General features: G+C 36.2%; 10 protein-coding genes and 1 CRISPR repeat array. Of the genes, 1 reads left to right on the forward strand and 9 read right to left on the reverse strand.

Going from position 1 to position 14,042, the window contains the following annotated elements:
• Positions 1–63: 63 nt before the first annotated feature.
• Positions 64–1,581, reverse strand: a complete 1,518-nt coding sequence (locus AB3I72_RS07935) for an ABC transporter permease/substrate-binding protein (RefSeq protein WP_086281288.1) — start codon at positions 1,579–1,581, stop codon at positions 64–66.
• Entirely contained in the window at positions 1,582–2,535 is a 954-nt protein-coding gene (locus AB3I72_RS07940; RefSeq protein WP_002363150.1) for an ABC transporter ATP-binding protein, read from the reverse strand.
• A gap of 235 nt (positions 2,536–2,770) precedes the next feature.
• Between AB3I72_RS07940 and AB3I72_RS07945 the strand changes: the two genes are divergently transcribed.
• Entirely contained in the window at positions 2,771–3,784 is a 1,014-nt protein-coding gene (locus tag AB3I72_RS07945; protein WP_368023794.1) for an acyltransferase family protein, read from the forward strand.
• Positions 3,785–4,165: 381 nt separating this feature from the next.
• Positions 4,166–4,927: a CRISPR direct-repeat array (repeat unit 36 nt; unit sequence GTTTTGGTACCATTCTAAACAACATGACTCTAAAAC).
• 93 nt (positions 4,928–5,020) lie between these two features.
• Here AB3I72_RS07945 and csn2 read toward each other — a convergent pair.
• The 7 genes from csn2 to AB3I72_RS07980 form a co-directional block, all read right to left on the reverse strand.
• Positions 5,021–5,680, reverse strand: a complete 660-nt coding sequence (gene csn2, locus AB3I72_RS07950; protein ID WP_368023795.1) for a type II-A CRISPR-associated protein Csn2 — start codon at positions 5,678–5,680, stop codon at positions 5,021–5,023.
• Complete coding sequence (cas2, locus tag AB3I72_RS07955) at positions 5,681–6,010, reverse strand: CRISPR-associated endonuclease Cas2 (protein ID WP_010775582.1); 330 nt, start codon at positions 6,008–6,010, stop codon at positions 5,681–5,683.
• Positions 6,007–6,873: a type II CRISPR-associated endonuclease Cas1 gene (gene cas1 / locus AB3I72_RS07960; protein ID WP_002364834.1), complete on the reverse strand. Its 867-nt coding sequence runs from the start codon at positions 6,871–6,873 to the stop codon at positions 6,007–6,009. Before cas1 ends, cas2 begins: the two co-directional genes overlap by 4 nt.
• Positions 6,874–10,887 (reverse strand): type II CRISPR RNA-guided endonuclease Cas9, encoded by a 4,014-nt coding sequence (gene cas9, locus AB3I72_RS07965; RefSeq protein WP_368023796.1) that lies wholly within the window; start codon positions 10,885–10,887, stop codon positions 6,874–6,876. It abuts the gene before it with no gap.
• 472 nt (positions 10,888–11,359) lie between these two features.
• Complete coding sequence (locus AB3I72_RS07970) at positions 11,360–11,593, reverse strand: hypothetical protein (protein WP_033600770.1); 234 nt, start codon at positions 11,591–11,593, stop codon at positions 11,360–11,362.
• A gap of 144 nt (positions 11,594–11,737) precedes the next feature.
• The gene (pepV, locus tag AB3I72_RS07975; RefSeq protein WP_002358655.1) at positions 11,738–13,153 is read right to left on the reverse strand and encodes a dipeptidase PepV; all 1,416 of its coding nucleotides are present in this window, start codon (positions 13,151–13,153) and stop codon (positions 11,738–11,740) included.
• A gap of 133 nt (positions 13,154–13,286) precedes the next feature.
• Entirely contained in the window at positions 13,287–14,021 is a 735-nt protein-coding gene (locus AB3I72_RS07980) for a pseudouridine synthase (protein WP_368023797.1), read from the reverse strand.
• Between the last annotated feature and the right edge of the window lie 21 nt (positions 14,022–14,042).

The raw sequence follows: 14,042 nt of genomic DNA on the forward strand, positions 1-14,042 counted from the left end.
CTTTATTTATCTGAAAAAGACTGGATAAATGTTTATATACCAGTCTTTTTCAGTAAAAAATACTTATTTAAGAAGATTCTTTTCTTTTAAATAGTCTTTCGCCACTATGCTAGGATCTTGCCCTTCCACATTGACTTGATAATTCATTTCACTCATTTCTTCTTCGCTAATTTTTCCTGCCAATTTATTCAATATTTCTGCTAATTCTGGATATTTTTCCAACGTTGCTGTTTTAATAAGTGGTGCTCCTTGATAAGGCGGAAATAGCGCTTGATCATCTTCTAACGTTACTAAATCGTATTGTCTCAATTCACTATCCGTTGAATAGGCATCAATCACATTTACCTCACCATTATTAATCGCTTGATAGCGTAACGCCGGTTCCATCGATTGGACATTCAGATTTAAATGATATTTTTCTTGTAATCCCTTATAACCATCTTGCCGATCAATAAATTCTAACGTAAAACCTGCTTTCAACTGATTGCTAATTTTCTGTAAATCACTAATCGTTTTTAATTGATGCTCTTTTGCAAATGAGCGCTTAACTGCGACGGCATACGTATTTTCATAGCGCATCGGTTTCAGCAAAGTAAGGTTTTCTTGTTTTTTCAAGCCAGCGCGTGCCGCTTCATAGACTACTTGAGGTTGATTGTCTAGCTGAGGAGGATTTTTTAAAAAGGTTTCGATTACTGTTCCTGTAAATTCCGGATAAAGATCGATTTCATCTGATTTCAAGGCATTATATAAAAAAGTAGTCTTGCCAAAGTTTGGCTTTAACGTCACCTGAATGTCGCTATTTTCTTCAATTAAGGCTTTATACATATTAATAATAATATCTGGTTCCGCTCCTAATTTGCCAGCAATTGTCAGCTGTTTTTCCTTTGAAGAAGTTTGTTGATTCCAGAAAAATGAACTACCTAACAAAAGGCCTAAAATAGTACCGCCCATGATTAGTCGCCGCCCATTCGCTTTTTCCAACCAATGAATTCCATAATTAAATAAGACTGCTAGTGCAGCTGATGAAAGAGCTCCAATAAAAATCAACGATAAATTATTTCGATCAATTCCTAATAAAATGAATGTCCCTAAACCGCCTGCTCCAATTAACGCTGCCAACGTGGCCGTACCAATAATTAAAACGGTAGCCGTTCGAATCCCAGAAATAATAAATGGTAACGCCATTTGTAACTCAAACTTGAACAGTTTTTCTTTTTTACTCATCCCAAATGCTTCTGCGGCTTCTTCTAACGAAGGATCAATTTCCGTCAAACCAGTATAGGTGTTTTGTAAAATTGGGAATAAGGCATAAATCACTAGCGCAACAATTGCCGGTGGTCGACCAATACCAATTAACGGAATCAGTAAGCCTAGCAAGGCTAAAGAAGGGATGGTTTGGAAAATCCCAGTCACTTGTAACAGACTTTCCGCTAACTTGCGATGACTCGTTAAATAAATGGCTAAAGGAATGGCAATCAACGCAGCGAATAATAACGAAATAAAGGACAATTGCATATGCTCGATTAACGCTTGCAGATATTCTTCTTTTCGAGCGAAAAAAGTTTCAATCAGTGCTTGCATCTACTGTCCCTCGCTTTCCAACAGCTGTTCCATAAAACGAGTAATCGTTTTTGAGGTGATACACCCTAAAACTTGTTGTTTTTCTACTAAATTTGCTTTCTCTTGCGCATTAATGAGTTGGACAATCTCTTTTAAATTGGTTTCCATGAAAACAGTCGGCACTGGCTCAATCGTCTCATCTGCGGCTTCTAAAAATGCAGTCAAGTCAGCGCCACAATAGTTCGCTAGTTCTGGCGAAGATTGTTTGAAAAATTGACCGACAAAATTATTTTTCGGATGTTTTTGAATGGCTTCTGGCGTATCGACTTGAATAATTTTGCCAGCGTCCATAATACAGATGCGCTCACCTAACAGTAAAGCTTCATTCATATCATGGGTCACAAAAACAATGGTACTCGCTAATTCTTGATGAAGTTCTTTCACCAAACGTTGAAGATGATGTCTTGAAATTGGATCTAGCGCGCTAAAAGGTTCATCCATTAAAATCACTTCTGGTTCAGCTGCAATGGCGCGTAAAATCCCGATACGTTGTTGTTCGCCTCCTGAAAGCGCTGCTGGCTTACGATGCAGATATTCCTCAGGATCCAGCTGAACTTTTTTCAATAGTTCAATGGTTCGCTCTCTGCGTTGCTCTTTGGGCCATTTTTTCATTTCAGGAATCAACTCAATATTTTCCGCCACGGTTAAGTTAGGAAATAAGGCAATTTGCTGAAGAACATAGCCAATTTTTAGTCGTAATTCACGTAAAGGATAATTGGTTACCGCTTGTTCATTGAGAGCCACTTCACCTGTCGTTGGCTCAATGAGCCGATTAATCATTTTCAAAGTCGTCGTTTTTCCACTACCACTCGGCCCTACTAATACAAAAAATTCGCCTTGTTGGATTGTTAAATTCACATCGGACAAAACGGCATTTTCTTGATATACTTTTGAAACATTTTGAAATTTTATCATTTATTTTCACCGCATCTTTCACTTCTTAATAAACAAAATCTTTGGAGGATCGTCACTCTTTCAGTATAATTTAAGACTAACATCCTGCCTAATTTTTTGTTTTAAGCGCAAGTATGTGGGGCTCATTTAACGGCTGCCGGTTCGTATCTACAATTATCTACTCAATGAATGGAAAAATTGTCCTCTTCTGCCTTAAACAAAAGTGAACTGTTTTCTACTAAAAGGAGTGATCGTTATGGAAAACGACAAGCGAATTTATAAATGGGACAACGTGAAACTTTTTTTAATTTTCTTAGTGATTTTTGGGCATATTTTAGATCGTGAAGCTTCTCCTTCACGACTCATGGAAACGATCAACTTTTGGATCTATTCATTCCATATGCCAGCCTTTATTTTTGTCTCTGGACTCTTCAGTAAACATGCCATTAAACAACGAAAATATCTCCGTTTACTTTCCTTTGTTTGGCTTTATCTCTTAGCGAAGTTGTTGATTACGCTTGCTAATTTCGCCTTTGCAAATAAAATGAATTTTGATTTACTGAACGAAACGGGCGTTCCTTGGTACTTACTTTCCTTAGCAAGTTTCTACTTAATTACCATCTTTCTTCAGCGCGTTCAGCCGAAAATCATGTTGCCCATCATCATTGTTATCGGCTGCGCCTCAGGCTATTTGCCTGTGGAAGGTTTCTTGTCTTTAGGACGGACTCTGGGCTTCTTCCCTTTCTTCTATTGTGGCTACTTAATGGATATTCAAAAGCTACAAACCTTTTTAGATCATCGCAAAGTCAAATGGGCAGCGATAGGCGTAATTTTAAGCTCCTTTTTATTTGTAAATAGTCAATGGTCATTGGCAACGAAATTTTGGGGCTTCTTAACTGGTTGGGCTTCCTACGCTGAAATTAGTCCGGCCTTTGAATATAGTAGTTTCATTCAGCTGTTCTTTTACGTTGCTGCAGCATTGGTGTCTCTTTCTTGGTTTGCATTATTGCCGAAACGAAAGTTACCTTTAAGCGCCCTCGGAAAAGATACCCTCTACCCTTATCTCTTGCATATGCCCTTAATTATTCTGTTGGAAAGTGGTTTACAATTAGACACACTCTTTAAAGAATGGTTTACTTTACGAATCCTGGCACTTTTCTTCTTAGCCCTCTTCATTTTAGCTATTACGAATATGCCTGTGGTGAAACGGGGAGCGGATTATCTTTTTAATCCACAATCAATAATGATTCCCAAGAAAATATACAAATAAAGAGCATAGAAAATTAATCCGCTTTCTATGTTTCATGAATCTCATTAAGCATCTTTAACCACATTGAAAGGTCTATCTTTCAATGTGGTTAACTTGACTTTAATTGGGTCCTCAGTTTTACTTTTTTGTATCATCAAATAGTACAGCAAAAGCATGAAATATTAATAAAACAGGGAGTGTCATTTTCAATAAATTGGGGATTAGTTCTTGATTTATAGATAATCGTATTCTCTATTCGTAAAGTAATAAATAACGTGACTCTAAAATTAAATAATTTCGTAATCGCATCACTTGCTCTAGCAAAGCTTCAATTTATTACTTATATTTTTTATATAACAATCACATTTATACATATTAACGATATTTTTACATCAATCATATCGTATCTGCGAAAACCAAACAACATGATTCTAAAACATATGTAAATCATAATGAGCATTTACATTGGTTTTGGTACCATTCTAAACAACATGACTCTAAAACTTCTGATGAAAAGGCGTTTTTGTTTGTAGAGTTTTGGTACCATTCTAAACAACATGACTCTAAAACACAGCTTTTCCATTGGGTGAATTAACAGAAGTTTTGGTACCATTCTAAACAACATGACTCTAAAACGGAATCCGAAGCAACAGAACTTATTCTATTGTTTTGGTACCATTCTAAACAACATGACTCTAAAACAAGGTATAAAGCATGGCAACAAAGCAGAAGGTTTTGGTACCATTCTAAACAACATGACTCTAAAACAGAACAATCCGTGAATATTCCGATATTATTGTTTTGGTACCATTCTAAACAACATGACTCTAAAACTGTTGGCTGAATAGTCCTAACATTGCTAAAGTTTTGGTACCATTCTAAACAACATGACTCTAAAACCGTGTAATGTCGGCTATCTTTAGTGACGAAGTTTTGGTACCATTCTAAACAACATGACTCTAAAACTGGCTTCTTTATGCATTGTTTTTAACTCTTGTTTTGGTACCATTCTAAACAACATGACTCTAAAACCCGACTTGATCACTTTCAGAAACATTGCTGGTTTTGGTACCATTCTAAACAACATGACTCTAAAACTTATATAGTAAGAAAAATAATTTAAAAAAAGTTTTGGTACCATTCTAAACAACATGACTCTAAAACCTCGGAGAATTATTTTTTCTCCAAAGTTCTGTACTCGCATCACTTATCCATAGCTAGATTTCAGTTTAGAATGAACCACTAATCAATAACAATTTAAGCTTTTTCATAACTCAAATAAAAGTTTTCGTCCAAAATATATTGGAATCTGTTCTGGACCACCCTTTGTTCTAAAAACAGGACATCCACATTATTTAAAGAGATATATTCTACCACTTGTTGCACTTCATCCTCTGTCAAATACGTACACGCATTAATAAAAATCAATAATTTTTTCTTTGATAAATAACGATGTACTTGTGTAATTTCCATAACTTTTTCAAAAATCGTATCACTCGTTGTTTCGATTTTGATTCCAAGAGCTTTGAAAAGTTCCTGCACGGTGATGCCATCTTCTTCCAAATCCATTTCATGTTCCAACAATTCATAGCCAATTAATTGACCAATTGTTCCAGTTAACTTCTCAATCATTGATTTGACTTCTGGTTTATCATTTAATTGTGCTTCTAAATCCCCATAGATTAATTTCAGCGTGGCAGCCGAATTAACGTCATAGCCTAAAATATCCGTAACAACAAATAATTCCGTTGGTTTCAGCCCTTTTTGTTGCGCATCAAATAGTTTCAACTCATTTTCCCCATCATATTGATAAATTAACTTCACTAGATGGGCAAAGGTTTGAACGTCTTTAATCGTTAAAAAGGTGGCTTTTTCAATTTCAATGGGTTCTTCCAATAAAGAAAAATTAACTCTCATCTATTCTTCTCCTAAAAAGACAATCCGTTCATCTGAATTAGCAACTCGATCGTCTTGTTCTCCATGCAAATAAATCATTCGAGAAAATTGTTTTTCTGTTACATTTAATAGTGTAATTAGTCCTCTTTGCGGATTATTCTGCTTTAAGCGAGCCAACATTGCTTTATTAGCAGTATCATTCAACAAAATTTTGCTGTAAACCGAAAATTGATGCATAATAAATCCTTCATTAATCAAAAATTTCCGGAACTTCCGATACGCTTTCCGGTCACTGGCTGTGTCCGTCGGCATATCAAACATTAATAATAGACGCATATATCGATAACTCATATCCCAAACTCTGGAACTCCTTCCTCCTCTTGATTCAGAACTTTTACTACATGTTTTGTATAATCGGTAGCAATATTGGTTAAAAACATTTGTTTTTTCTTGTACATATACGTATTCATAAACAAAGCAAATAACTTACGTTTCATTATCGGGAATGCTTCTTTTCTATTCTCATAAATGATTTGATCTACCAATGGACGAAAAGGCTCCATGAGATCACTTGCTAAGTTAAAGTCATTAAATTGATTGGCATGTTTTAGTCCTAATTGTGTAAAACAACCTGTCTGGACTAACTCTCGAGCAAAAATACTTAATAACAACGTATAACCATAGTTTAAACCAGCATTAATGTCATTTTCTTGTTCACGTGTAAAATCATTGCCAAAGAGAGTATTAAAATAACTTCGAGCTGCATGACCTTCTCGATTGGCTGGATCAAACAGACGTAATTCAGCGCGCATAGCTAACAAAGCAGCAGCCTTTTGACCATAGTCTCGTTGCGCTAAGTGTAAACTCTGATTGGTGATTTTTTGTGCAATGATCGCTGTCCAAACTTGACCTTTTCGTTCTTCCGTCCAAGCCAACTGGCGTGTCAATTGCAAGCTACTATCATGCCGTCCATAAAAGGGCAAAATTTTACCAATTGGCAAACGCTTATCATCGCAAAATAACACTAATATTTTTTCATCAATTAATCGTTTTAATAGCATCGTGGTTAACGAAATGTCCGTTGTTTCCAACAACAAAACATCAATCTCAGACAAATGAATTAATTCTTGGTGATCAATTGCTTTAAAAACAAGATGATTGTTTTTATAGGATAATTTTGAATGCTTGTTAACCACTACCGTTCGCCAGCCCATCTAGTCGACAACCTTTCTGCGTGTTTCATACAGTCCCGTAGTCGATTGGTAAATGATAGTGGCATCAAAAATTTCTTTGATTGACGTGTAGCGTGCTCGCTCAATGTCTTTTTGGAAAAATTTAAACGTACTTGGTGCGCCCATCGCATTAAACTGCATAAGTTGGATAAAGGATGCCGCAATCTCTTTCACATCTGCTGTTTGATTTGCTTCAAAAAGTTTCACAATTTGCTGGACTTTTGACTTGGCTAATGTATGCACTTCAGCAAAGTCAACCACTCTCTCTAAAATCTCTTGAAATTCTGGTTGATGTTGTTCTACATAAGCCAAACTTTCTGATTGATTTGGTAACAAACATTGTTTCGCATGGTACAGTAATGTAAGTAAATGTTCAGGTAAAACCATCTGGTTCCCTTTTTGCGCTTCTTTAGCGCTAGCTAATAAGCGCCGGCGCCCCTCTGGAAATTCATACAGTGTATACTTAGGCAATTTCATTAATACACGAGGCCGCAGGAAGCCTTTCTCCTCTAAAAAAAGAATAGGATTTTGTTCAAACCTTGTTTTTTCCATAATCGTAATGCCCAGTATCTCCTGTTTAATAAGAGGTTTTTTACCTTTTTCATGAGTGAATAGTACTGTATAAGCAACTACAGGACTATCAAAACCGCCATATTTTTGGGGATCCAAACCATTTTTGACAGGAATCAATTTATTCGATGGTCCTTTGGGTTTAATCGACTCTTTTGAAAAACCGCCTTTTTGCACTTCTACTTTTTTGACAATATTCATTTGATGGTAATTTAATTCTTTTTTGATAGTTTTTAAATAACTGTTACTCCAAAGAATTTCGCCATCCTTCGTGAACCGTGGTTCATCTTCCGTGAAAAAGCGCATCAAATTTGTATAAATTATAGCCTTCGCCGTGGCTTTATTTTCTTTAAAGGCCTGGAATTTAGGATATTCTCCATAAACAAATTCTGGTGCTAAATTAGGATAAACTTTTAATAACGTGGTTGCGACCACACAGTTTAAATAAGCATCTTGTCCATGGTGATAATCATTCACTTCACGGACTTTATACAAGCCAAAAATCGAACGAAATTGGCTCGTTAAACTAGCTTTCAAGGTGATGATTTGGACTTTTTTCTCTTTTGACTTGGCATTGTAGCGTTGATTTAGGATTCCCGCAACATTTTTAGTAATTTGACGAGTTTCTACTAATTGTCGTTGGATAAAATGCGCTTTGTCTTCGAGAGTCAAGCCACCTTGCTCCCCCTTGGTCAGCCGTTGGAATTTCCGTTGACTAATTAAGCCAGCAGCATATAATTTCTCCCAATAAGCTTTCATATCCTTAACAACTTTCTTACTCGGGACGTCATCGGACTTCCCTCGATTTTCAGTAGAGCTCACTAAAACTAGGTTATCCAATGAATCGTCTTTCATAAAACTTTGTGGGATAATATGATCAATATCATAGTGAGATAAACGATGAAGCGATAATTCATCTCCCGTGTACATATCTTTACCATTTTGCATATAGTAAAGGAAAAGACGGGTATCTCGTAACTGTTCATTAGTCGTTGGTTGTTCTTTTAATAAATTGCTGCCGATTTCGGCCATTGCTTTTTCAACTATTTTCATGCGTTGGATGGATTTTCTCTTACCAGCACTAGTCGTTTGATTTTCACGTGCCATTTCGACAACAATCCGCTTAGGCGCATAACCCATAATCGCGACTAGTTCATCGACAATTTTTAAACTTTGATAAATTCCTTTTTTTATTGCTGGGCTACCAGCTAATTCATTGACAGTTTCACTTAATGTTTCTTCATGTTCACTGGACTGTGCTTTTTGAATCGCATTTTTAAAAGATAATTGTGAATCATTAATCAGTTGCATAAAATTGCGATTATAGTGTTTTGAGACCCCATCATCTTTAACTAAATAGTCCAAAATTGTTTTACCCGATTCTTTATCGTAGATACCATTGATTAATTTCTTCGACAATCTTCCCCAGCCAGTGTAGTGCTTGCGTTCTAATTTTTTTAGTACTTCTGCTGAGAACTGTCCTTTGAATGTGGAAAGTTGCGTCCGAATTCGTTGCCGATCTTCAAAAATAGTTAAAATTTTTATGATATCTTCCAATTTTTCGGCATTATCTGGGTGTTCTAATTCTGCTCTTGTCAAACCACATTTCAGTAAATCCTGATACGTGCTAAAACTAGCATTAAATTGGTCTTCTTCAAGTCCACTAAGCGTGACAATCTCCGTATTATATTCGTTTCGATAGAATTGAATGATATCCTTTTTCTTAACTTTGCGACGCGTCTTAAACAGATAATCAAAGATTTTTTCTTTTTCCTTACCTGAAAAATTGGCTTTGATGCCTCGATCATCCGTATAAGAAATCTTGGTCAATTCATTAAATACCATAAACTTTTCATATAACAAACTATGTTTCGGTAAAACTTTTTCAGAAGGTAAATACGTATCAAAATTGGTCATTCGTTCAATAAAGGCTGTCGCTGATTGGTCCAAATCAACGGTTTCTTGAAGGTTCCAAGGTCGAATTGGTTCCTCACTTTGACGTTTTAGCCAAGCGAAGGTACTTGCATCTCCTTTTGATAATGGTCCGACATAATAAGGAATTCGAAATGTAACCAGTTGTTCAATTTTTTCTTGATTTTCTTTTAAAAATGGATAATAGGCCGCTTGACGATGAATGATTGCTTGTAACTCAGCCAAATGAATTTGATGAGGAATCACCCCATTATCAAAGGTCCGTTGCTTTCTTAAAAAGTTTTCTTGCGCAATTTTTTCTAAAAAATATTCTGCTCCAGCAATATCTTGAATGATTTTCTTAACATACTGGTAAAATTTAAGCTGTGAAACCTTACCTGCGTGTGCAATGTAGCCTGCATAGCCGTCTTTCTGTTCATTTTTAAAGAGATTATCATATTCGTCTGGACAATTTTCACGAATAAATCGTTTGAAATTTTTTAAATCTTCTTGATGTTCTGTAAAACGGACAATCATGCTAGAAGATAATTTCGCGTGACTTTTTTTATCCGAATCTGCTAAAATCGTTGATAATTCAACTGCATCGTACACATTTTTAGCAGCTAAAAACACGTCACTATATTCATCCCCAACCTTTGCTAAAATGCCTTCTAAATCTTCTTCATAGCTTTCACTAGCGTAGGTTATTTTGGCTTCTTCTTCCAAACCAAAAACTTTTTTAAAGTCAGCTTTATTCCCTACCATTAGTTTTAAGAACTGACCAAATAAGCCATTAGCTTTTTCTTGAGGAAATTGTTGTAAGACTTTTTCAGATTTTTTAGTCCGAGAAGCTTTTTCAGTCAACTCTTCCTCAATTAAGACAGATTCAGGTAAAGGCGAACTAACTAAGCGACCCTCTCCATTCACAAATGTCTGGTTATAAATAATCATAAATTGTTGAAATTGTTCTTTAACAGAAATATTTTCTGTACTTAATTTCCCTTCAATTAAAAAATGTCCACGATATTTGACAATATGTGCCAACGCCAAATAAATTAGTCGTAAATCTGCTTGCTCAGATGAATCTGTTAATTTTTTGCGTAAATGGTAGATTGTCGGATACGTTTCATGGTAAGCTACTTCATCTTCCAACTTAGCAAAAATCGGATGTCTGTGCCACTTCTTATCTTCAGGCACTAAAAAACTCTCTTGTAAACGAGCAAAAAAGTTTTCATCCAAAGCTGTCATCGCTTCTTCAAAAAAAGCTTGTAAGTAGCGTAAACGATTCCGTCGACGACTAATTCTTCGTCGTGCTGTTCTTTTTAATCGGCGATCTTCGGCTGTATGCCCTTCTTCAAATAAACGCACACCCCAAAAATTTTTCTTGATTTTCTTTTTTTCAGTGTTTCCATAAATAGGCATTTTTTTCTTCACCAACTGATAGTCTTCTGTCGTAACTGCCCAACCGACAGAATTAGTCCCTATATCCAGACCAATAACGTAGTCTTTCTTCATTTTATTTCCACTCCTTTTTTTAAATTACTACTTGAATGATTTTTATTCTATGCTATAATTTAGTTAAGTTCTTTTGGGACTATTCTAAACAACATAGCAAGTTAAAATAAGGTTTTAACCGTAATCAACTGTAAAGTGGCGCTGTTTCGGCGCTTTTTTTGTTTACAATCAGAAAGCAATCGCTTTCAAATTAATCAAACTGAATACCGCTACTTAAAGTTTACCATTCTTATTTTCTTAAAAAAAGGGGTATTCATAGTTTTTGTAAACTAATAGAATTATATATATAACAAAAATAACATTATCTAATTAAGAATCTCTTACCTTAATTCCTTTACTTTTCTTAAAATAACGAATCTGTATTTATTGTATGGTAATATCTTTTACTATTTGTTGATATTGTCAAACTTTACACGGCAAAAAAGGCAAAACACAGTGCGTGGTTAACTGTGTTTTGCCTTTTTAATTACGACTATTGAAACAATCCTTTAATTTTATCAAACAAACCATCGGTCGTTGTATCAGCTAACATCGCTGTAATTTTATGATAGTGTTCGCCTAATTCATCTTTATGTTCTTCAATAAATTGTTGCGCATGTTCCACGTTGCCTTCTCCAATTAAATCTTTTGCTTTTTGAACTAATTCTTCTACGTTCATCTTCACACGTCCTTTGATTAAATAGTTAACAATAAGTGTTCCACTCATTGCGTTTTCTCCTATTTATCGTATCGTGGGATCCCTTGATTCGCAAGAAATTTTCAGTAAATTGACGGTTCTGATTTTGGGTTTTTAAAAGGCAAAAATTGCAAAAAAAAGCTGTTTTCGAAAATCGAAAACAGCTTTTTTACTTTACTTCGCTAAACGATAAATCGCATCTGCATAAATAGCAGCTGCTCGGAATAAGTCATCTAATTCCATAAATTCGTTGGCTTGGTGCATTGTGTCTGTGTAGCCAGGGAACATTGCGCCATAGGCAACACCACGTTTTAATAAGCGGCCATAAGTACCGCCACCAATGATTTGTTCTTGGCCTTTTTCGCCTGTATGGTCTTCGTAAACTTGTAGTAACGTTGCCACCAATGGATCATCAACTGGTACATAATGCGGTTCTTGGTTGCGATCTCCTTGTGTTGCAGTGACCGTTTCACCGACTGTTGCTTGAACTTTTGCTTGTAATTCTTCTGCTGAAGTTCCTTTTGGATAGCGGAAGTTTAATGTTACTAAGCTATTTTCAGGATTTTCTGGATCAAAGTTAACAATCCCAGCGTTCATTGTCAATTTACCCATTTTTTCGTCTTCAAAAGCCACGCCTAATTTTTCACCATAAAAATCTTCATGGATAAATTCAGCAATGGTATTAATAAAGCTATATGCGCCTTCTGCAAAGCTGTAATCATTTAAGAAAGTTGCCAAGAAAGTCGCTGCGTTAATTCCAGATTGTGGGCTAGCACCGTGAGCACCTTTACCAACTACATGGAAAGTCACTGTTTTATCTGAAAGTTCTGCGTTACCTGAAATTTTTGCTTCTTGTTTGATGAATGTTTCAAAGCTAGCAGCTAGTGAAGCCGCTTCGTCTGCTGAAGCAGCCGTTACAACAGCATCTGCTGTTCCCGGAACCATGTTTTCACGTAAGCCAGATTTGAAGCTTTCTAATTTATAATCAGCGCCGTTACCGCCTCGGAAAGTTAAACGAATAGTCACATTTCCTTTTTCCCCATTGATAATTGGGAACTCAGCATCTGGTGAGAAACCAAAGTCTGGCGCTTCTTCATGTTGGAAATAGTAATCCATATCGCCCCAGCCGCTTTCTTCGTCACTTCCTACTACGAAACGGATTTTTTTAGACACGGGTAAGCCTAATTCTTTGATAATTTTCATTGCGTAATAAGCAGCCATACTTGGGCCTTTATCATCGCTTGCACCACGTGCATAAATTTTGCCATCTTTAATGACTGGTTCATAAGGATCTGTTTCCCAACCATCACCAGCAGGAACAACGTCCATATGACCAAAAATCCCTAACGTTTCGTCGCCTTCACCATATTCAATGTGTCCAGCGTAATTGTCGACATTTTTCACCGTAAAGCCATCACGTTCACCATACGCTAACATGTGTTTTAAGCCAGCAACTGGTCCAGGTCCAAAGGGCGCTTCAGGTGTTGCTTGCGCATCATCACGTTCACTGTTGATCCGTAATAAGTTTTGTAAATCTTCTAATAAGTCGTCTTTACGTGCTTCGACTTCTTTTGTCCAATCAATTGTCATTTGTTGTCACTCCTATTCATAAAGTTCTACATAGTCAATCATACCATTTTATGCAGAAAAAGAAAGAAACCCGACACTATTTTTCGAGAAATTTTTTATCTTTTCTGCAGAAAGGGCTGTGTTTTTGTTTATTTTAATTGAGGTATGATTTTTTAGGTTGTAGTTGTTGCAATTCGTCTTCTGTTAAGGGCCGATATTCCCCTAGTTCTAACGTTTCATCTAACCATAGTTCGCCCATTCGTAATCGTTTTAAATACGTCACAGGTTTGCCTACAGTGGCTAACATCCGTTTGACTTGATGAAATTTCCCCTCTTGAATCACTAAACGGACTACGGAAGTCCCTTCTTCCTCATTGATCGTCTCAATGACTAAACGACTTGGTTTAACCATTTCTCCATCTTTCAAGGCAAATCCTTGCGCAAACAGTTGACAATCTTCCGCTGTCACAAGTCCTTCAACTTCAGCTAAATATTCTTTATCCACATGCTTTTTGGGTGATAATAATTGATGCGCTAACTGGCCATCATTTGTTAATAGAAGCAAGCCTTCAGTATCTTTATCCAAGCGACCAACTGGGAACAAGTCGGCACGGTAATCCTGATCAGTTAACAAGTCAATTACCGTTTCATCTCGCTGATCTTCCGTCGCAGAAATGACACCTTGTGGTTTATGCAACATGTAATAAAAGAATTTCTGATACGTAAGAATTTCTCCCATCAAGGCAATTTGATCTGTTTCTTCGTTTACTTGTGTTTTGGCTTCTTTTACGACGTCACCATTCACCGTAACGATTTTTTTCTTTAACAATTGTTTGATTTCTTTACGACTACCGATACCAACATCGGCTAAAAATTTATCTAAACGCATCGTCATTCCTCTTTCCTTTAA

This window comes from Enterococcus sp. GC34, assembly GCF_040886645.1.
In the GTDB taxonomy this organism is placed as follows: Bacteria; Bacillota; Bacilli; order Lactobacillales; family Enterococcaceae; genus Enterococcus; species Enterococcus faecalis.

Bases quoted from the DNA above. Each gene is read 5' to 3' on its own strand.
- AB3I72_RS07970 (WP_033600770.1), bottom strand. From the start codon at position 11,593: ATGAGTGGAACACTTATTGTTAACTATTTAATCAAAGGACGTGTGAAG.
- pepV (WP_002358655.1), bottom strand. From the start codon at position 13,153: ATGACAATTGATTGGACAAAAGAAGTCGAAGCACGTAAAGACGACTTA.
- cas9 (WP_368023796.1), bottom strand. From the start codon at position 10,887: ATGAAGAAAGACTACGTTATTGGTCTGGATATAGGGACTAATTCTGTC.
- cas2 (WP_010775582.1), bottom strand. From the start codon at position 6,010: ATGAGTTATCGATATATGCGTCTATTATTAATGTTTGATATGCCGACG.
- AB3I72_RS07945 (WP_368023794.1), top strand. From the start codon at position 2,771: ATGGAAAACGACAAGCGAATTTATAAATGGGACAACGTGAAACTTTTT.
- AB3I72_RS07935 (WP_086281288.1), bottom strand. From the start codon at position 1,581: ATGCAAGCACTGATTGAAACTTTTTTCGCTCGAAAAGAAGAATATCTG.
- AB3I72_RS07980 (WP_368023797.1), bottom strand. From the start codon at position 14,021: ATGCGTTTAGATAAATTTTTAGCCGATGTTGGTATCGGTAGTCGTAAA.
- cas1 (WP_002364834.1), bottom strand. From the start codon at position 6,873: ATGGGCTGGCGAACGGTAGTGGTTAACAAGCATTCAAAATTATCCTAT.
- AB3I72_RS07940 (WP_002363150.1), bottom strand. From the start codon at position 2,535: ATGATAAAATTTCAAAATGTTTCAAAAGTATATCAAGAAAATGCCGTT.
- csn2 (WP_368023795.1), bottom strand. From the start codon at position 5,680: ATGAGAGTTAATTTTTCTTTATTGGAAGAACCCATTGAAATTGAAAAA.